The organism is Acetobacterium sp., assembly GCF_041752335.1.
GTDB lineage: Bacteria > Bacillota > Clostridia > Eubacteriales > Eubacteriaceae > Acetobacterium.
Genome location: NZ_JBGSHG010000058.1, coordinates 1 through 18,550, shown reverse-complemented (window position 1 = coordinate 18,550; position 18,550 = coordinate 1). Strand labels below are relative to the sequence as shown.

The window sequence follows — 18,550 nt, the reverse complement described above, 5'->3', positions numbered from 1 at the left end:
GCTTTTTTTATTTACGCGTTTTAGACTCTGTCGCTTTTTCCAGTTTCGTACTTTGATCTTTGTTCTTACCAATAATTTTATCAAACAATTGTTCTGAACGTGATTTTCTTTCACTCATTTTTTTCTCATGGATTCGCGTAAACTTATTGATCCGGCTGACCCACGTTTTCGCTTCTGCAATCATTCTGCTGTCATCGGGATTAGGAATCACCGCGGTCCATTCCTGAAACAACTTTCCATTACGGGTCAGGGCCTCATAGTTAATGGCTAGAACCTTGTACATTTTCTCCCCATTATCATAGTTTTTAAGTTTAGCCTGCGCTTTCGTCCATCGATGAAACCGTCCCATAATATAGGCGCTATCTTCATGAATAATGGTGACATAGGGTTTAACCAGCGCCTTGTATTTGAAACTCTGGGGTAATATGATGGTGAACAGGATTGACAACGCAGCAAAGAAAGCAAAAAAAACAAATCCCAGCCATTTCATCCCTTCTGATAACATAATAAAAAGCAAAATCGAGATAGCCAGCTCAATTCCCAGCAAAATCCAGATTTTTTTCTTTTCAGAATTCTTCTGAATTTCGTTTAATTCGCCGATAAATCCCTCATATTGAGCTTCATCATATTCCCAGATCAAGGCTTCTTCTTTTTTCTCCAAAAAAGCCTCAAACTGACGATACCGCCGATAGAAAAAGATGGCATAACCAAGAGAGAAAATAATAATAACCACACCGGCATAAGTAAAGTAAAACTGATAGAGCCCAACCGCTCTAATCACAAACGGAACAAAAATAATAACGACCCCTAAAACAGCAACGATTAACGCTAAAATGATATTTTGTTTTTCGGGATTTTTAATTTCCAACATACCTTTTCACAACCTTTTCAATTTTTAGTTTACTCTATTGAACATTCAGTTCATTGATTCTTTAAATTTGTTTGAATTTTTCTCTGACCTCAGTAATTTTTCCACAGGTCATGGTTCCCTCTGGACATGGACCTTCCACACAACGGGGTCCACCATTCTTAAAGAGCAAGGGTGCCACTTTTTTACATTCTCTGAGCATTTGGGTGGCCAATTCCCGAATTTCCCATTGGGCCCGGTTGCAACAGCGCTGATTGAAAAAATGCAGCAGTTCACGGGTGTTCATGGTGGCCACAATTTTAGTCTCACAGGCATTGGGTAAGACAAACCGGGCATCTTCGATTCCCTGCTTTTCGGCGGCCATGGTGGCCTGTTTCTCGGAAAGTCCTGCTGCCATCAAATCCCTGGTGTGCTTTTCAATGAGTTTTTCAGCCAATGCATCATAGGTCTTCTGGGCATTTTCCATCCCCTCTACAAAAATCTTTTCACCATCCGGCAGGGCTTTGATTTCTGGGGGAATCACATAATTGAACTGCCCTTCGCTGACATAGCGCTGGGATTTCTGACTGAAACTTGCCATCCGATGGCGGACCAGCTGATGGGTTAAGGCCCGGCTCACCCCTTCAATAGCAAAGGTAAAGCTGGCATGTTCGATGGGCGACGCATGCCCCATGTCCATTAAGCGGGTTAAAAAACGTTCCACATTCTCATCCGTCAGGTCTTCCATGATCTCACCGGCGCCGGCTTTGGAATAACATAGTTTGGCAGCTGCCGCAACTAATTTCTCAGGATCCGGGGTGTGTTGAATCAATGTTACACTTAACTTTGTTTCCATACGATTCTCCTCTCATTTAAAAACATTCCTTGTTGTTCTCCATATTTTTCCTTAAATTTTAATATCTCATTATAACATTTTTCCCGTGAAAGTACAGTTCATATATGGCATCTTAAAAATTTACAAGTCGATCACCAATTCTTTCCCTATGGTGACAACTATTTCTATTCAAGTTTCTTCAATTCTTGGATATAATAATTTGAAATGGAGTTGTTTTATAAGAAGATGGAGGTGACCCCTATGTTTGGCAATCTTGATACCGTCCCTGAATTATTAAAGAATTATCAGTATAAAACGGGTGAGAAGCATAAATTTCTTGGTGATTATTATCGTCTGATGATTGAAGAATCACCTACCACCGGTGTGATCATCAACAATTATAATATGGTGCTCAATGTTCAGGACGCCCAGTCAATTACCCATAAAGAATTTATTCTGGATATGTGGTACCGGGAACAGGCCCGGGAGGTTTTTGTGGAAGCCATGGCCTCTGCCATCGTTAAAGTGGCTCCCTATCAGGTCCGGTTCCCTGACTTGAAAATCTACCGGCTGGATAACCGATGGGGCGCCTGTTCTCCGAAAAATCAATGGGTTATTCTCAATCTGGAACTGATAAAAACCCCAAAAGAATGCATTGAATATATCGCTTTGCACGAGATGCTGCATTTTCGTTTTCCCAATCATAATCTTTCCTTCTATGGTGCCCTGGGTACCTTAATGTCCGACTGGAAAGAACGTGAAGATATGCTCAACCGAAAATATCGCTTAACCTGAACCCATAAAAAAGTGCCTACGGCACATCAACACCCCTGCCCCTCAATCTTGAGGGGTTTTTGGGTTTTCTTTATCTTTCATTTGTTGTAAAATTCAAGTATGAGTATTTTACAGCATATTTTTTCTGATTATTATGACCTGATTCGTACCTTAACACTGCGACTTGTTGTTGTTGAAAATATTGATAAAATGGTTCATTGCGGAGATTTTTCCCGCGGCTTTGCTTTATACGGCTGCAGTCATTGCGGCAAGTTAAAATTTGTACCATTCCGCTGCAAAAGCCGTTTCTGCCCTACCTGCGGCAATCTCTATTCCCGGAAACGCTCCACCGCCATGTCCTTTAAACTGCTCAACTGCCGTCATCGCCACTGTGTTTTTACGATTCCTGAACAATTGCGCCTTTTCTTTTTAAAGGACCGCTCACTGCTCTCTGATCTTTTCCATTCCGTCAGGGATGTCATTCTGCGCCTTTTTTCAAAAATGAACCGCTCTGAAAACTTCACCCCCGGTTTCATCGCTGTCCTTCACACCTTTGGCCGTGATCTCAAGTGGAATCCTCACATCCATGTCCTTGTTTCAGAAGGGGCTGCCGGTAACAGGACTCCCTGGCGCAAAGTCAGTCATTTCAATTTCAACTTCCTCCGCTTTGCCTTCCGGACCGCTCTGCTTGATCATCTGGCCGCCCGTCTCGGTCCTTCTTTTAATCCCATGAAATCCCTGATTTATAAACTCTGCCCCAAGGGGTTTTATGTTTATGCCAAACCCAATGTCTGCAATCCCCATCAGGTTGCCAACTATATTGGCCGCTATCTGGGACGACCCGTCATTGCCACTTCCCGGATTGACTCCTATGATGGCCAATCCGTCACCTTTCATTACAACCGCCACGAAGACGGCGTTCTTGTTCATGAAACCCTTTCCGCCTTGGACTTTATCAAGCGGCTTATCCGCCATATTCCTGACAAACATTTTAAAATGATCCGCTATTATGGCCTTTATGCCAAACACCACCACCAGATGCCTTACTTCCGCTATGCGATTCATCCCGGAAAACGAAAAATTCTCCGCTCCTTCAATCGCTGGCGCGATTCCATCGCACTTTCTTTTGGCCTTGACCCACTTCTTTGTTCCTGCGGTCATACCATGAATATTCTGGAAATTTTTCACCACCATACAGCGCTTTTCCATCAATACCTGAAGAATATCGATTCTTCCTGACTCACTCTTTTTATGCTATAATGGGATATCTTTTTTCCCAGGAGGTTTCTCATGCCATCACCCGTCGATGTAAAAGCGCTGCGTAACAAATATATCCAAAATCCCCCTGAAGGCATTTCGCCGGATGAAATCCGGCAGATGCCTGTCGATGATCTGCTCGATATGGATTATTTTCTTCACGAAGACGATGATCTCTTTAATAATGCTTTCTTCGATGAGGATCTCTTCATCTTCTGATCTTTTTTCATTCGTTTGAAGGCTTTTTTGTGATACCCTTTTTTCCTTTTGGGCGTTTATTTTACTTTTTCTTGTTTTGCGTAATTTCCTATTAAAAAATAAAGATCTGTCTCAATGAGACAGATCTTATTTTTTACCTTTAGTTATCGGTTGCCAGCGTCATTTTATTTTTGGCATTCATACGTTTGGCAAACAATACCAGGATAATCGCCGCAACGTTAATCCCCAAAGTAATGATAAAGGCCAGATTATAACTACCGCCACTTTTTTCAACCGCATAGGCGGCAATTTGTGGTCCGATAAAGGCCCCGATGGAAAGTCCGGTCATCACAACTCCATAATTCATGCTCAAATGTTTGATACCAAAATTATCGGCCGTAATCGATGGAAATAAACCAAACACCCCACCATAGCTGGCTGCGATTAAACAGATGCCCACCATGAAAAGCGGTAAATCTTTGGTAAAATATAAGGATACTAAGCCGGCGCCGCTTAACGCAAACATAACCATCAAGGTATTGTAACGTCCGATTTTATCGGATACCGTACCCCAAACAACGCGACCGGTGGCATTAGCCAGTCCAATAAAACCAACGGCAAAAGCCGCCTGCTCTGGGGACAAACCAACCATCACCTGGCCAATCGGCGACGCCTGACTGATGATCATTAAACCGGAAATACAGCCTAACACCATTAATCCCCAGATCAAATAAAAATCAGGCGTTTTAAGCATTTCCCGGGTGGTGATATCACTGCTGTTCTGGTAACTTGTCGTAGCGGTAACCTGGTTAGTGGCTTCCGATACCGGAGGGGCGGAAATAAAAATCCCCAACACCAGGATCACCCCCGCAAATATTAAACCCAAGGTCTGGAATGCTCCCAATACCCCCTGAGCAGCGATGAACTGTACCGCCACTGGGGCAAAGATCAGCGATCCGGCTCCAAAACCGCCCGCCGTCAAGCCGCCGGCCAAACCCTTATTTTCTGGAAACCATTTAACCGTATTGGAAACAGTAATGGAGTAAATCAGTCCAATTCCCGATCCCGCAATTAAACCATAGGTAATATAAATTTGATAGACGGATGTGATCATACCGCTTAAGTAAAGACCTAAACCAAACAGCACCCCACCTAATAAAACGACCACCCGCACACCAAAACGTTTTACCAGCGGCCCGGCAAAAATCATCGCAATCGGCAAGACAAATAAGTTAATGGTAAAAGCCATTGATGCCTGAGATGGTGTCCATCCAAAATCGATCTGTAACGGCTTTGAAAAAACGCTCCAGGCGTAAGCAAAACCGATACACAAGTTAATTACAATGCTGACTGCTAAGATCAGCCACTTTTTACTACTATTCATTTTACTTTCCTCATCTATCTCTTTAAGTAATTTCGATATGTTCCCATTCGTTAATATTCATAATCGACCCTTCAGTAAGCCGCTCAACTTCAGCTGCTGTTACTCCCGGCGCCAGTTCAGCGAGATACAAACCGTCTTCTTCCACCCGCAACACCGCTTTATCGGTGATAATCATATCCACCACCCCTGCTGCAGTTAAGGGTAAGGTACATTTCTTTCTGATTTTCGGATTGCCATGCTTGTCGGTATGAGTCATCGCCACCACTACCCGTTTACAACCGTACAGCAAATCCATCGCACCACCCATTCCCGTTAATAGTTTTCCAGGAATTTTCCAGCTGGCAATGCTGCCGGCTTCATCAACCTCCAGGGCACCGACCACGGTCATATCAATATGTCCGCCCCGAATCATCACAAATGAGGTTGCCACATCAAAAACCGCTCCACCGGGAAGCATGGAAATGGGTTCTGTCCCAGCATTAGTAAGATCCGGATCACTCTCACCCCGTTTTGGTTTAGGACCAAACATCAACCCGCCATTCTCGGTCTGGAGAAACACATCGATCCCCTCGGGAATATAATTCGGAGCTTCGGTGGGTATTCCAATCCCCAAATTAACATACATCCCGTCTTTAAACTCTTTGGCAATCCTTCTGGCAATATAATGTCTCGGCATTTTCAGACCTCCTATAATTTATTTGTGGCAATCCACAATTCTTCATATATATTTTTGCGTTGCTGATAGTTGTGTCCCTGAACAATATAATCCACGAAGATCCCAGGAGTCCCAACGCTCTCACAGGCAATATCACCAATCTCAACCATTTCATCGACTTCCGCAATAACGATATCGGCAGCGGTAGCCATAACCGGGTTGGTATTGGAAATTCCTTTGTATTGTAAATTCCCTAACGGATCAGCGCGGTAAGCTTTAATCACCGCTACATCGGCGCGGATCGGTTTAAATAACAGGTACGGTTTCCCATCGACGATAATTTTTTCGGCCATCTCTTCAACTTCTGTTCCCATCCCCACGGGGGTAACAACCGCTCCCAGTCCGGCTCCGCCTGCTCGGATACGTTCGATAAAAGTTCCCATCGGACTTAGATCAAGCTCAACTTCCCCGGCTACGATCTGTTTAATTAAATTTGGATCCGTTCCCACATGCGATGTCACATATTTTACAATCTGTTTATTTAACACCAGCTTGCCAATATCCACACCACCACCACGATAGCCGGCGCCGATACTAACAATTGTCAGATCCCGACTACCCGCTGCTGCCATTTCATCGATCATTTTTAGTGGAACAGCAGCTCCTAAAAATCCCCCAATCATAACAGAAGATTTATCAATAATCTTTTTTACGGCTTCATGTGTCGTAATTTGTACTGCCATTTCAATGACCTCCTTTTGTACGCGATATTTACCAAATCGATGTAAGATGGTTCCTCAATTTAACACGAAACCGGCGAATTGCAACTACAATATTTTGACCGATCAAAGGAATTTTTCATACTATTTCGCTAGGTTATAAACCAATTTAGCTTAAGTGTGCATTTGAGATATTAATGTTACTCTTATAATCATTATTCAGGTGTCATTAATCCGCCTCAAGAACTGTTTTAAAGCCAAGGAATTTACAGATAAATATCTGTTTATTAAGAAAATTTAAGAATTGTCTATCTAAGATTAAATTGTTTGTTAAATAACGAATTATATTCATTTATTATAACTATATTTTACCCTCTATTCATGATTATGCTTGAAAACAAAAAAACAACTGGATAAAACAGCACAGCTGTTATGTCCAGTTGTTTTCAATTTATGTTCATATTTTCGTTTTATTAAAGTCAACCTTAATCGAGTCTATCCCAAATTTTCGTAAAATTCAGACATGCATTTTCTTTTTCAGCATTCTTCTGGTTTTTTCCGGAATCCGATGGTAAATGGTCTGCAGTAAAACAATGATGCAAATTCCCGAGACTGCCACAATCAATGACCAGGTCAAATGGATGCTGCCCTGAACGTTTAAACTGATAATTCCGTCAATACCAATTGCCAGCACAATCACAAAAAGAATCAGATTGGAGGGAATAAAAATAAACTGACTCTTATGCCGGGTATGTTTGAAAATAAACCGGAACAGGCTGACGTCCAGATAAACCAGCGTAGCGATGGGAAATGCATAACTCAGAAACCAGTTCGTTTGACTTTCGCTAATCAGGTAAACACACAAACAGGTGATTACCACCGTAATATAGGCACCCAAAAAATTGTAGTTGGGTGGTAAGTAACCCATGGCAAAAAACACAATCGCAAAAATACTGAGATCTGCCAGAGCGATATATTTAAGCAGCACATGATTCCAGGGATAGACCAGATAAATCACCCCAATGATTACCATAATACTAATGGCAATAATCGTAATCGAAAAGAAGGCCTTATTCTTTTTTCCCAGATGATCTTCGTCATAGGTATTAATGGCCTGAGGATATCTACTGTCTTGATGATAATTTTCTTCATTGATATCGGGGATGGGAAATTCGCATAATGGACAATTTTTCACATCATCTTCGACTTCAACACCGCATTTTGGACAATAAGACATAGTCTCACCTCTTATTCGTTTCTATTTTGATCGGAATACCCAGCTGTCTGATTTTTCTAAAAAAGATCTTCTCTATCACCGTTTCGCCCGTGGTTTTTCCAAAGCATAAGGCCAGGCTGTTGTCATAACTGACGGTTATCAATTTCAGCCGACTTTCCGCACTAGGGGAAGGAAACACCTCAAAACTCTTCACATAGGGCTTGATTTCTTCCGGAACTGTAACCACCCCCAGATTTGACAATCCGCTGGTATATCCCCGTTCACCATAGCGTTTATAAACCACCGGCATCAACAGTTTTTTCACCCACAGGGGAATGATCCTTAGAAAGATCAGCTGTTCATTGCGCACATTTCTGGAAATATAGCGGTTTATATGCTTGCGATTCATATAAAGGCCCATGTACCCTTTGATCTGCTCAATAATTTCCGCCCGGCTATAATAACCCAAAGCCAGATCAATCTCCGGATTCAGACTGATAAAGAAGTTTCTGAGGGTGATCGATGGAAACATCCTTCTTAAATCCACCGGCACATTAATCGCAATCCGCTGCCGTCGCTTCTTATTTTCACTAATGGGAAGCCCGATGATATATTCCTGAATGCTTTCAAAATAAAGGGCCAGAATAAACTGAGTCAGGGTGCAGCCATGAGTTTTGGCCAGAGCCAGCAAGGGCGCCACCGGCACAAAACCAGTCAGCAGCAAATACTCGCCTTTATTTAGCAGTTCAAAGGGAAAATGAAAAACTTTTTTACTGCCTGGAGGTGGTGGAACATTTTCTTCATAATAGACTTTAAACGAATCTTCAAACTCTCCGGGATCCACTTCCGCATCAATGTCCATAGCTTTTCCCAGATCTTTTGGAACAATCCCCTTTAACAGTTTAAAATATTCAATGATCAGGGTTTGCAGAAAAGCCAGCCCGCCACTGCCGTCACAGATGCTGTGGTTAAATTCCACATGAATATACTTTTTATAATAAATTACCCGAAAAGGAAAAGTCTTACCCTGACGCTGCCGCATGGTTTTGCATGGATAATAGGTTTCTTCCTCAACCTTTGGGATGGCCTCGGTATGCTCATAATAATACCAGAAAAAGCCCCGTTTCAGGGTCACCTGAAAATAAGGAAAGCGATGAATAATTTGCTCCAAAGATTTTTGTAGCGTCATCGGTTCGACTTCTTCGGACAACTCCACTGTCATCCGGTACACCGTTGTCATCCGTGATGAGGCTATCGCAGTATAAAGTACCCCAGCATTATCCAGGGAATAGAATTTTTTCTTGTGATTCTTTTCTTCCATCATCAACCCCCGCCTCTGAGAAAGTTCTTCCGAAAGCAGAGCAAAAAATCATCAAACTGATCTTTTTCCACTGCCAGGGTTACATCCACCGCGACCAGTGAACAAACCCCAATGCTTTCCTGACGTTCCTGGGACAGCGTCACCTGCCACCCCTCACCGGCATAGGTATCACCATGGCTGCGGATTGCTTTTTTTATCAGATAACGCTCAAACGCGTATTTGGGAATCCCCCGCATATAAAGCGTTTTTATGGTAAATTGATCTGGATTGAGCAGTTCCTGTTTTTCTTCATCTGGATCAGTCATCGTCATACTCATTTCTTTTCATATTTCATTCAAATTTTTTCTTATTAAGCAGAATTATCTTAACATAGTCTTCTTAAGTAAGCGATGAAATTCTTAATGGCAAACTCTTTATTCGGGAAATTTTTCTCTGTAATTTTCAGCGTCAAATCACAAATAAGTAAAATTCCTGCCGATCGATTACATAAATTGCCTGACTTTGTTAAAAATCGGGTTAAAATTTTTCTCTTTACATATACGCTTCTTTTTTAAAATCTTTAACTGCTGTTTTTAGCCGTAAATTCATCGCCATGAAAGACTTGTATCTTTTAAGAATACGTTATATTACCCTTGTAACTCCTCCCCATCCCATGTTAAAATAATCTCAATTAAATATAACAGAGTAGACAAGATGCGTAAAGTGTTAGAGGATGGGAAGTTGCCTTTAAACGAAATGAACTCATTGCGATATCTTGTTGCTTCCGCTGGACCCCTTAACATCCAATTAAGGGTTGCGGAAGCATTGCTTAAAACATTTTGTTTTATTTAAGTAATGCTTTTTTTATTTGGTTTTAGTAAAAACCATTCCGGATCAATCTGATGTTGATTCGGCGATAGGAGAAAAATGATTGATCAAAAGAAAATTCAAGAAGCTGTCACAATGATTCTGGAAGCCATCGGCGAAGACCCCAACCGGGAAGGCCTGGTTGAAACCCCGGCCCGGGTTGCCCGGATGTATGCTGAAATTTTTGCAGGCATCGGTCAAACCGCTGAAGTCCATCTTTCAAAAACCTTTGCTGTTAAATCCGATGACATCGTAATCGAACGGGATATTCCCTTTTATTCCATGTGTGAACATCATATCTTACCATTCTACGGTAAGGTTCATATTGCTTATATCCCCAATGGCCGGGTTGCCGGGCTTTCCAAACTAGTCAGAACGGTTGATGTCTATGCAAAGAAACTACAGCTTCAAGAAGTCTTGACCACCGAAATTGGTGAAGCTATTATGGAATACCTGCAGGCCCGCGGTGTCATGGTTATCATCGAAGCTGAACATCTCTGCATGAATATGCGTGGTGTCAAGCGTCCCGGTACCAAAACAGTAACAGCCATGCAGGCAGGCATATTCATCCATAATAAAGAGCTGAAAGACGAAGTTCACAAGCTTCTCAGCATCAAATAGGACGTGGTTAATGGATCAGTTGAAAAACACCAATTTGCTCTATCAAAATAAGGACTTTCAAACCTATATCGAAAATATAAAAACCTGTGAGGTGGAACGACAGTTTTGTCGTCACGATATCGCCCATTTTATATCGGTCGCCCGGATTGCCAGTATAAAGACCAAAGAAGCCGGTTTAAACTTCTCCCGGGATCTTATTTATACGACGGCATTACTCCACGACATTGGCCGTTTTGTCCAATATCAGGACAAAACACCCCATGAAATTGCCTCCCACCAGTTGGCAATTCCATTACTGAAAACCCTCGATTACAGCGACGATGAAAACAAACTGATCCTGGATGCTATCCTTAATCATCGTAACCCGGAAGCCCAGGGATTCAGTCGAATTATTTATAACAGCGATAAGTTGTCCCGGGCATGCTTTTCATGCCCGGTTGAAAAGGAATGTGACTGGTCAAAAGAAAAGAAAAATCTGACCATTGTTTATTAAAGGAGTATTCATGCAAATTGGCAATAAATATTTTAACTTAAACAACCAGATCCTCATTATGGGGATCTTAAACGTTACCCCCGATTCATTTTCCGACGGCGGTAAATTCAATAATCTGGATGCCAGCCTTAAACAGGTGGAAAAAATGATCATCGACGGTGCCGATATCATTGATCTTGGCGGCGAATCCACCCGACCCGGTCATACCCAAATCAGCGATGCAAAAGAAATCGAGCGGGTCGTTCCGATGATCGCGGCGATTCGTCAGCGCTTTGATATTCCCATTTCCATTGATACCTACAAGGGTACCGTTGGCGCAGCTGCCTTACAAGCCGGCGCCAACATGGTCAATGATATCTGGGGTTTCAAATACGACCCCGCCCTGGCCGCAGTCACCGCCGAGTACCAGGTACCCTGTGTGCTGATGCATAATCGTAATAATCAGAATTACCATCATCTGATCACCGATATTATCAGCGATCTCCAGGAATCCATCGATATCGCCTTAAAAGCAGGTATTTCAAAGGATGCCATTATCCTTGATCCCGGCATTGGCTTTGCCAAGGATTATGCCCAGAATATGGAAACGATGCACCACCTGGAAGCCCTGCAAAGTCTCGGTTATCCCATTCTGTTGGGCACCTCCCGGAAAGGCTTTATTGGCCAGACCCTGGACTTACCCGTTACCGAAAGGGTGGAAGGCACCGTTGCCACCACCGTTATCGGCATTATTAAGGGCGCCTCGATTATTCGGGTTCATGATGTTCTGGAAAATAAACGGGCCGCCCAGATGACCGTTGGCATTCTGAAAGGAGCACCATGGACAAGCTCTATATAAAAGATTTTGAGGTATTTGCCTACCACGGGGTCTTCCCCGAAGAAAAAACCCTGGGTCAGAAATTTCTGATTTCCGTGACCCTGAGTCTGAATATGCAGGAAGCGGCTCTCACCGGTGACTTGACAAAATCGGTTCACTATGGCGAACTGTGCCATGCTCTGGAAGTCGAATTTAAGAAAGAGAGCTACGACCTTATTGAAACTGCCGGAGAAATGCTGGCCACCTTTGTTCTCAAACACTATCCCATGGTACATCACGTCAGTATTATGATCAAAAAACCATGGGCTCCGATATTAAAATCGATGGACACCGTGGCCATCGAGATTAATCGCGGCTGGCATCAAGCCTTTATTGGGCTCGGTACCAACATGGGTGACCGCAATCAGAATTTAACCGAGGCGATTGCGGCCATTAAAAACAGCCCTGGCATTGATGTTCTGACTCAGTCCACCATCATTGAGACCGAACCCTGGGGTTACACCGATCAGGATGCGTTTCTCAATTGTGTGCTGAAAATCAGAACCACCCTGCCCCCTCATATCCTGATGAGCCAACTGCTTGACATCGAACTGGGACTTAAGCGGGAACGAACGATCCACTGGGGACCCCGAACTATTGATTTGGATATTCTTTTTTACGACAACCTGGTCACCGATGATCCCCATGTGATTCTGCCCCATCCAAGAATCCAGGATCGGGCTTTTGTGATGGAATCAATGGCTGAGATTGCCCCCTATTTTGTTCATCCGCTGCTTAATAAACGGATGTTTGAAATTTTAGACAGCTTAAAAAAAGATTAAAAAATGCGCACAAAAAGAGAGACCGCGAAAATTAATTTCACGGTCTCTCTTTTCGTTTTATGATAAATAATGCTACCCAAAATAAATCGCATAGGCTGTCCGGCTTGGGGTAGTAAGACCAACCTCGGTGATGGTGACCCCAATTTCTGCCTCGATATTTTCAAATAGATCAAATATTTTTTTCCCGGATTCCAGACGAAATCCATCTTCGCCAGGATAGATACAATCCTTTATCTCGACGCCGTAGCGATTTTTCACATCTCGAATCAGCGCTTCTCTGGCAAATTCACAGGCAAAATTGCAGAGTTCCATAACAATGTACTGATCCAGAACATTTTCCCGGGAAAAGCAATAGTTCTCAATTTCCGGGCCGGCCGTGACAATATTCGGAAAAACATAGCTTGCCTTAGAAATTTTTTCTACCCCTACTTCACTGACAAATTCGACGCCATCCAGGGTGAAGTGGGTAGCATCAATGATTTTCGCTTCGGAAACCCGATATAAAACCTTCGGTTTCGGAATATTTCTTGCGGTCTCGAGAATCCGTTCAATCGGTAATGCCCGTTTAGATCCTTTTTTCATCCGGATATGCTCATAAAATTCGACTTCGTTCAAGAAAAATCCCAGGTTTGTCATTGCAATGCTGCTCATCTTCACACGCGCACTCTTTTTAATAAGCTCGGGCGAAGTAAGCCATTTGTTGCGCCGGTTTGCCGCAACAAACGCATTTGCCTTCGTACAATACTTCCTGCTCATCATCAAATGGAACACAACGGATCGACGCCCCGGTATCTTCCTTGATCTTATCTTCACAGCTGCGATCACCGCACCACATGGCTTTTACAAATCCTGGATTTTCGGCTAAATTCTTTTTAAATTCATCGATATTTTCCGCTGTCGATGTTTTTTCTTCCCGCATTTTCAAGGCTTTGTCAAAGAGATTAGCCTGAATTTCGGTCAGTAAGTCCGCCACCGCCTGGGCAACATTGTCCAGGCTGACCTGAATTTTTGCGCCAGTATCGCGCCGGGCCAGCACACATTGACCATTTTCAATATCACGAGGACCGATTTCCAGACGGATCGGCACCCCCTTCATTTCCCACTGATTAAACTTCCAGCCTGGCGAATAGCCATCCAAATCATCGACCTTGACACGGAAATCCTTTCCCAGAATTTTGCTGACTTCCCAGGCTTTGTCCAGAACCCCTTCTTTATGTTGAGCAACCGGGATAACAACCACTTGAATCGGCGCAATTTTCGGTGGTAAAACCAGGCCATTATCATCCCCATGTACCATAATGACGCCACCAATTAACCGGGTTGACACACCCCAGGAGGTATGATAGGGAAAGGATTGTTCATTATTTCGATCCAGATAGGTAATTTCAAAGGCTTTGGTAAAATGCTGACCCAGATTATGGGAAGTTCCGGATTGGAGGGCCTGGCCATCATGCATCAGCGCTTCCATGGTATAGGTAGCATCAGCCCCGGCGAATTTTTCTTTATCGCTTTTTCTTCCCACCACCATCGGCATAGCCAGGTGACTTTCAGCAATTTCCCGGTAGATTCCCAGCATCTTCATGGTTTCTTCCTGGGCTTCTTCTGGGGTTTCGTGAAGCGTATGGCCTTCCTGCCATAAAAACTCAGAGGTTCTTAAAAATGGCCGGGTAGTTTTTTCCCAACGGACAACCGAACACCATTGATTATACAAATAAGGTAATTGACGGTAGGAATTCAGCCACTTTGAGTACATACTGCAAATGATCGTTTCTGAGGTGGGGCGCACCGCCAGTCTTTCGGCCAATTCTTTGCCCCCACCATGGGTTACCCAGGCTACCTCAGGGGCAAATCCTTCCACATGTTCAGCTTCTTTGGTTAAGAGGCTCTCCGGAATCAAAAGCGGAAAATACATGTTCTCATGGCCGGTTTCTTTAAACCGTTTATCATAAGCTCCCTGGATCAGCTCCCAAATAGCATAACCATAGGGCCTGATTACCATAAAACCTTTAACCGGCGAATAATCCACCAATTCTGTTTTGGATATAACATCCGTATACCATTGGGGAAAATCTACCGCCATGGGTGTGATTTCTTTGACTTGATTTGTCTGTTTTTTTCCCATTGTTTTTCTTTCTCAGACCATGTCTGTTAAACAAAAAAATCACCTGCGCAAGCAAGTGATTTTTAGTGGTTATCGAGTAATTATTTTACTTCGACGCTTCCGCCAACTTCTTCAATTTTAGCTTTAATATCAGCAGCTTCTTCTTTAGTAGCAGCTTCTTTAACAGGTTTTGGAGCTTCATCAACTAATGCTTTTGCTTCTTTTAAGCCTAAGCCAGTTAATTCACGAACAACTTTGATTACTTTGATTTTTTGATCGCCGGCGCCAGTTAAAATTACATCAAACTCAGTTTGTTCTTCTGCTTCTTCAGCAGGACCAGCAGCTGGAGCAGCCATCATTGCCATCGGAGCTGCAGCACTTACGCCGAATTCTTCTTCTAATGCTTTTACCAGTTCAGATAATTCTAATACTGTTAAACCTTTTACGTCTTCAATTAATTGTGTTACTTTTTCACTTGCCATTTTATAAAACCTCCAAATATTCTTTCTATAATTTAATTTTCTATTGAATTAAGCTTGTTTTTGTTCTGCAATCGCATTTAATGCGACAACCAATCCACGCATGTTTCCGTTAAGTACGTTAACAAAACCTGAAATTGGTGCGTTTAAGCCACCAAGAACCTGGGCAACCAGTACTTCTCGTGGTGGTAATTCTGCAAGGGCCGCGACGCCTTGAACGTCTAAAACCTTACCATCAACCATACCTGCTTTAATTTCTAAAGCTTTATGTTTTTTTGCAAACTCGCTGAGTAGTTTTGCTGGCGCAACTGGATCTGTATCACAGAAAGCAATTGCAGTCGGTCCAACCAAAACGTCAAGTAAACCTTCAAAACCGGTTTCTTTAGCAGCGAACCGCATCATTGAGTTTTTATATACCTTGTAGTCGATACCTGCTGCTCGAGCCTGAGCACGTAACTCAGTGACTTCTTCAACATTCAAACCACGATAGTCAACAAGAACCGCTGTTTGAGCGTTTCGAAGTTTTGCGGCAATTTCTTGTACAATCACTTGTTTTACTTCAATCTTTGGCATGTATTATCTGCACCTCCTTTATAAAATCGTATCAAAAAAGCTCACTCCACGGCGTGAAGAGAGCTCATATTCGTTAAGCTTGTTTCTCTTCAACCTCGGTAGGATTTACATACCTACTGTCTATGGATGAATACGTCTTTAACAACGACGCTATTGTATCATTTGTCATTTTCTATGTCAAGTCGTTTCAGAGTTTATCTTCAATAAAACAACAAACTCCTAGATTTTTCCTGTGTTGACTTTAACTCCAGGACTCATGGTACTTGCCAGAGTAACACTTCTAAAGTATTGACCCTTGGAAGCAGCTGGTTTTGCTTTCTTAACAGTATCCAATAATACCATCATGTTTTCTTTTAAAGCTTCTTCTGTAAAAGATGCTTTACCAATGATCACATGAATAATATTGGTTTTGTCTAAACGATACTCAACCTTACCAGCTTTTGTATCGGCAACAGCTTTTGCAACATCCATGGTTACAGTTCCTGATTTTGGGTTTGGCATTAAACCTTTAGGACCTAAAACACGACCTAAACGACCAACCTTACCCATCATATCTGGAGTAGCAATCATTACATCAAAATCAAACCAGTTTTCTTTTTGAATTTTATCGATAATATCGTCTTCACCAAAGAAATCAGCACCGGCTTCTTCAGCTTCTTTCAGTTTATCACCCTTGGCGATAACCAGAACTTTAACTGTTTTACCTGTACCATGTGGTAGAACGATTGCTCCACGAACCTGTTGATCTGCATGACGTGAGTCAACGCCCAATTTTACATGCAATTCAATGGTTTCATCAAACTTTGCTGTCGCAAGTTTCTTAACCTGTGCAATGGCTGCATCCAGTTCAAATAACTCTTGCTTATCAAAGCTTTTTACCAAATCCTGATATTTTTTTCCTTTTTTCATCTTTGCCTCCTTGTGGTAATAGCGGTTTCCCTCCCACTTAAGGTGTTTCTACCTTCTAAAATTATTCTTCGATTGTGATGCCCATGCTACGGGCGGTTCCAGCGATCATTCTCATCGCTGATTCTACAGATGCCGCATTTAAGTCAGGCATTTTTAATGTTGCAATTTCTCTTAATTGTTCAGTTGTAACCTTAGCTACCTTGGTTTTGTTAGGTACGCCAGATCCAGACTCAATACCAGCAATTTTCTTTAACAGAACAGCAGCTGGCGGTGTTTTAGTAATAAATGAGTAAGATCGATCCTGATAAACAGTGATTACAACAGGAATAATCATTCCTGCTTCATTTGCAGTTTTTGCATTGAATTCTTTACAGAATCCCATAATATTAACCCCATGTTGACCTAGTGCAGGTCCAACTGGTGGTGCTGGTGTCGCTTTACCGGCAGGAATTTGTAATTTAATCATACCAATTACTTTTTTTGCCATGATAACACCTCCTTCATTTTATTATAGTATTTTTTCTCCTAAATGGAGTAGCATGAAGAATAGTTTTTTCCTTAAGTGTTTATTTTTTCTATTTGTTCAAATCCCAGTTCAGCGAGGGTATCTCGACCAAACATGGAAACATTGACCTTAACCTTTGATTTCTCGGCATGTACTTCTTCAATAATTCCAGTGAAACCTTCAAGTGGTCCTTCAGTTACCTTCACTTCTTCACCAACGTGCATACTAATTTCCACACGCTGCTGACGAATGCCCATACTCTTAAGCTCAGCCTTGGACAAGGGCACAGGTTTTGAAGCAGGACCAACAAACCCGGTAACACCGCGGGTATTTCTGACAACATACCATGAATCATCCGTCATGAACATTTTGATCATGACATAACCTGGAAACAGCTTCTTTTCTTTAACGACTTTTTTGCCGTTTTTGCTTTCCACTACTTCTTGTACGGGAACCTGAACCTCAAGGATCACGTCCTCCATATTTCTGTTTTCTACTGTGGCTTCAATGCTTGCTTTTACCTTATTCTCATAACCGGAATAGGTATGCGCAACAAACCATTGGGCCTGTTCGTGTTGATTAGTATCCATGGTTCTCCTTACCTAAATGTTCATAAATAACGCGGCAAGTGCACCTAATCCTGAATCAACAACCCAAACGAGAAAAGTGAATATCCCAACAATTCCAGCGACAACGCCGGATTTCTTAATCAATTCTTCTTTAGTCAACCAAGTAACTTTTCGCAGTTCATGCTGAACGCCTTTTAAAAAGCCGATCATTTTTTGAAAAATGTTTGGTTCCTTGCTTTTTTCGCTTGACTTCTTTGGTGTTTTTTTCTCATTTTTTGCCGTTGATTGAGGCGATTTCTTTTCCTCTTTTACCAGGTTTGCTGCCTTATCATCGGTTTTTTGCGCCTGTTGTTGGGTGTTTTCTTTTCCTTGTTTACTACTGGCATTTTTTGTTCGCTTATTTGTTGCCATGATATTCCTCTTTATCCATTATTTCGTTTCTTTATGTGGTGTATGCTTCTTGCAAAATTTGCAATATTTATCCACTTCTAAACGATCAGGGTTATTCTTCTTGTTTTTCATGGTATCGTAATTTCTTTGCTTGCATTCTGTACATGCTAAAGTAACTTTTACTCTCATTCCAGCACCTCCTACATCCTTATATCAACAC

At 42.3% G+C, this 18,550-nt stretch carries 24 protein-coding genes, 1 riboswitch and 1 other annotated feature; of the genes, 7 read left to right on the top strand and 17 right to left on the bottom strand.

Annotated features, from left to right (window positions below; all coding sequences use genetic code 11):
* Window positions 1–7 precede the first annotated feature (7 nt).
* Both ACEW8F_RS07575 and thyX read right to left on the bottom strand, forming a co-directional pair.
* Window positions 8–871, bottom strand: coding sequence for a hypothetical protein (locus ACEW8F_RS07575; RefSeq protein WP_373482870.1), 864 nt, complete (start codon window positions 869–871; stop codon window positions 8–10).
* A gap of 61 nt (window positions 872–932) precedes the next feature.
* A complete protein-coding gene (thyX, locus tag ACEW8F_RS07570; protein ID WP_373482869.1) occupies window positions 933–1,703 on the bottom strand; it encodes an FAD-dependent thymidylate synthase in 771 nt (256 codons plus the stop codon).
* A gap of 240 nt (window positions 1,704–1,943) precedes the next feature.
* Between thyX and ACEW8F_RS07565 the strand changes: the two genes are divergently transcribed.
* The 3 genes from ACEW8F_RS07565 to ACEW8F_RS07555 all read left to right on the top strand — a co-directional run bounded on the left by ACEW8F_RS07565 (window position 1,944) and on the right by ACEW8F_RS07555 (window position 3,932).
* Window positions 1,944–2,477 carry a M48 family metallopeptidase gene (locus ACEW8F_RS07565; RefSeq protein WP_373482868.1) on the top strand — a complete coding sequence of 178 codons (534 nt, stop codon included), beginning with the start codon at window positions 1,944–1,946 and terminating at the stop codon, window positions 2,475–2,477.
* A gap of 99 nt (window positions 2,478–2,576) precedes the next feature.
* Window positions 2,577–3,695: a transposase gene (locus ACEW8F_RS07560; protein ID WP_373482867.1), complete on the top strand. Its 1,119-nt coding sequence runs from the start codon at window positions 2,577–2,579 to the stop codon at window positions 3,693–3,695.
* A 51-nt stretch (window positions 3,696–3,746) separates the two neighbouring features.
* The gene (locus tag ACEW8F_RS07555; RefSeq protein WP_373482866.1) at window positions 3,747–3,932 is read left to right on the top strand and encodes a hypothetical protein; all 186 of its coding nucleotides are present in this window, start codon (window positions 3,747–3,749) and stop codon (window positions 3,930–3,932) included.
* A gap of 139 nt (window positions 3,933–4,071) precedes the next feature.
* Here ACEW8F_RS07555 and ACEW8F_RS07550 read toward each other — a convergent pair whose 3' ends face one another.
* The 6 genes from ACEW8F_RS07550 to ACEW8F_RS07525 form a co-directional block, all read right to left on the bottom strand.
* Window positions 4,072–5,295: an OFA family MFS transporter gene (locus ACEW8F_RS07550; protein ID WP_373482865.1), complete on the bottom strand. Its 1,224-nt coding sequence runs from the start codon at window positions 5,293–5,295 to the stop codon at window positions 4,072–4,074.
* Window positions 5,296–5,317: 22 nt separating this feature from the next.
* Window positions 5,318–5,971 (bottom strand): 3-oxoacid CoA-transferase subunit B, encoded by a 654-nt coding sequence (locus tag ACEW8F_RS07545; protein ID WP_373482864.1) that lies wholly within the window; start codon window positions 5,969–5,971, stop codon window positions 5,318–5,320.
* Between the two features lie 11 nt (window positions 5,972–5,982).
* Entirely contained in the window at window positions 5,983–6,693 is a 711-nt protein-coding gene (locus ACEW8F_RS07540) for a CoA transferase subunit A (protein ID WP_373482863.1), read from the bottom strand.
* 493 nt (window positions 6,694–7,186) lie between these two features.
* Entirely contained in the window at window positions 7,187–7,906 is a 720-nt protein-coding gene (locus ACEW8F_RS07535) for a hypothetical protein (RefSeq protein ID WP_373482862.1), read from the bottom strand.
* A gap of 4 nt (window positions 7,907–7,910) precedes the next feature.
* Window positions 7,911–9,209 (bottom strand): hypothetical protein, encoded by a 1,299-nt coding sequence (locus ACEW8F_RS07530; RefSeq protein WP_373482861.1) that lies wholly within the window; start codon window positions 9,207–9,209, stop codon window positions 7,911–7,913.
* On the bottom strand, window positions 9,209–9,511 hold the full coding sequence (locus ACEW8F_RS07525; protein ID WP_373482860.1) for a hypothetical protein: 303 nt from the start codon (window positions 9,509–9,511) through the stop codon (window positions 9,209–9,211). The genes ACEW8F_RS07530 and ACEW8F_RS07525 overlap by 1 nt, the downstream gene beginning before the upstream one ends.
* Before the next feature lie 373 nt (window positions 9,512–9,884).
* Window positions 9,885–9,977: riboswitch (THF riboswitch) on the top strand.
* A 138-nt stretch (window positions 9,978–10,115) separates the two neighbouring features.
* On the opposite strand from ACEW8F_RS07525, the gene folE reads away from it, so the two are divergent.
* The 4 genes from folE to folK are packed head-to-tail and all read left to right on the top strand — an operon-like array spanning window position 10,116 to window position 12,804.
* Entirely contained in the window at window positions 10,116–10,673 is a 558-nt protein-coding gene (gene folE / locus ACEW8F_RS07520) for a GTP cyclohydrolase I FolE (RefSeq protein ID WP_373482891.1), read from the top strand.
* 10 nt (window positions 10,674–10,683) lie between these two features.
* Window positions 10,684–11,166: an HD domain-containing protein gene (locus ACEW8F_RS07515; RefSeq protein ID WP_373482859.1), complete on the top strand. Its 483-nt coding sequence runs from the start codon at window positions 10,684–10,686 to the stop codon at window positions 11,164–11,166.
* Window positions 11,167–11,176: 10 nt separating this feature from the next.
* Window positions 11,177–12,004, top strand: a complete 828-nt coding sequence (gene folP / locus ACEW8F_RS07510) for a dihydropteroate synthase (RefSeq protein WP_373482858.1) — start codon at window positions 11,177–11,179, stop codon at window positions 12,002–12,004.
* Window positions 11,986–12,804, top strand: coding sequence for a 2-amino-4-hydroxy-6-hydroxymethyldihydropteridine diphosphokinase (gene folK / locus ACEW8F_RS07505; protein ID WP_373482857.1), 819 nt, complete (start codon window positions 11,986–11,988; stop codon window positions 12,802–12,804). The genes folP and folK overlap by 19 nt, the downstream gene beginning before the upstream one ends.
* A 72-nt stretch (window positions 12,805–12,876) precedes the next feature.
* Here the strand turns inward: folK and ACEW8F_RS07500 are convergent, their stop codons facing one another.
* The 9 genes from ACEW8F_RS07500 to rpmG all read right to left on the bottom strand — a co-directional run bounded on the left by ACEW8F_RS07500 (window position 12,877) and on the right by rpmG (window position 18,519).
* Window positions 12,877–13,461, bottom strand: coding sequence for a hypothetical protein (locus tag ACEW8F_RS07500; protein ID WP_373482856.1), 585 nt, complete (start codon window positions 13,459–13,461; stop codon window positions 12,877–12,879).
* 13 nt (window positions 13,462–13,474) lie between these two features.
* Window positions 13,475–14,926 carry a proline--tRNA ligase gene (gene proS / locus ACEW8F_RS07495; RefSeq protein ID WP_373482855.1) on the bottom strand — a complete coding sequence of 484 codons (1,452 nt, stop codon included), beginning with the start codon at window positions 14,924–14,926 and terminating at the stop codon, window positions 13,475–13,477.
* Window positions 14,927–15,006: 80 nt separating this feature from the next.
* Window positions 15,007–15,387, bottom strand: coding sequence for a 50S ribosomal protein L7/L12 (gene rplL, locus ACEW8F_RS07490; RefSeq protein WP_373482854.1), 381 nt, complete (start codon window positions 15,385–15,387; stop codon window positions 15,007–15,009).
* Between the two features lie 48 nt (window positions 15,388–15,435).
* A complete protein-coding gene (gene rplJ / locus ACEW8F_RS07485; protein ID WP_373482853.1) occupies window positions 15,436–15,957 on the bottom strand; it encodes a 50S ribosomal protein L10 in 522 nt (173 codons plus the stop codon).
* 24 nt (window positions 15,958–15,981) lie between these two features.
* Window positions 15,982–16,101 (bottom strand) — a sequence feature (ribosomal protein L10 leader region).
* Window positions 16,102–16,176: 75 nt separating this feature from the next.
* Window positions 16,177–16,866, bottom strand: a complete 690-nt coding sequence (gene rplA, locus ACEW8F_RS07480; protein ID WP_026394518.1) for a 50S ribosomal protein L1 — start codon at window positions 16,864–16,866, stop codon at window positions 16,177–16,179.
* A 61-nt stretch (window positions 16,867–16,927) separates the two neighbouring features.
* A complete protein-coding gene (gene rplK, locus ACEW8F_RS07475) occupies window positions 16,928–17,353 on the bottom strand; it encodes a 50S ribosomal protein L11 (protein ID WP_026394519.1) in 426 nt (141 codons plus the stop codon).
* 71 nt (window positions 17,354–17,424) lie between these two features.
* A complete protein-coding gene (gene nusG / locus ACEW8F_RS07470) occupies window positions 17,425–17,961 on the bottom strand; it encodes a transcription termination/antitermination protein NusG (RefSeq protein ID WP_373482852.1) in 537 nt (178 codons plus the stop codon).
* Between the two features lie 12 nt (window positions 17,962–17,973).
* A complete protein-coding gene (gene secE, locus ACEW8F_RS07465; protein ID WP_373482851.1) occupies window positions 17,974–18,351 on the bottom strand; it encodes a preprotein translocase subunit SecE in 378 nt (125 codons plus the stop codon).
* An 18-nt stretch (window positions 18,352–18,369) separates the two neighbouring features.
* A complete protein-coding gene (rpmG, locus tag ACEW8F_RS07460) occupies window positions 18,370–18,519 on the bottom strand; it encodes a 50S ribosomal protein L33 (protein WP_014355470.1) in 150 nt (49 codons plus the stop codon).
* Between the last annotated feature and the right edge of the window lie 31 nt (window positions 18,520–18,550).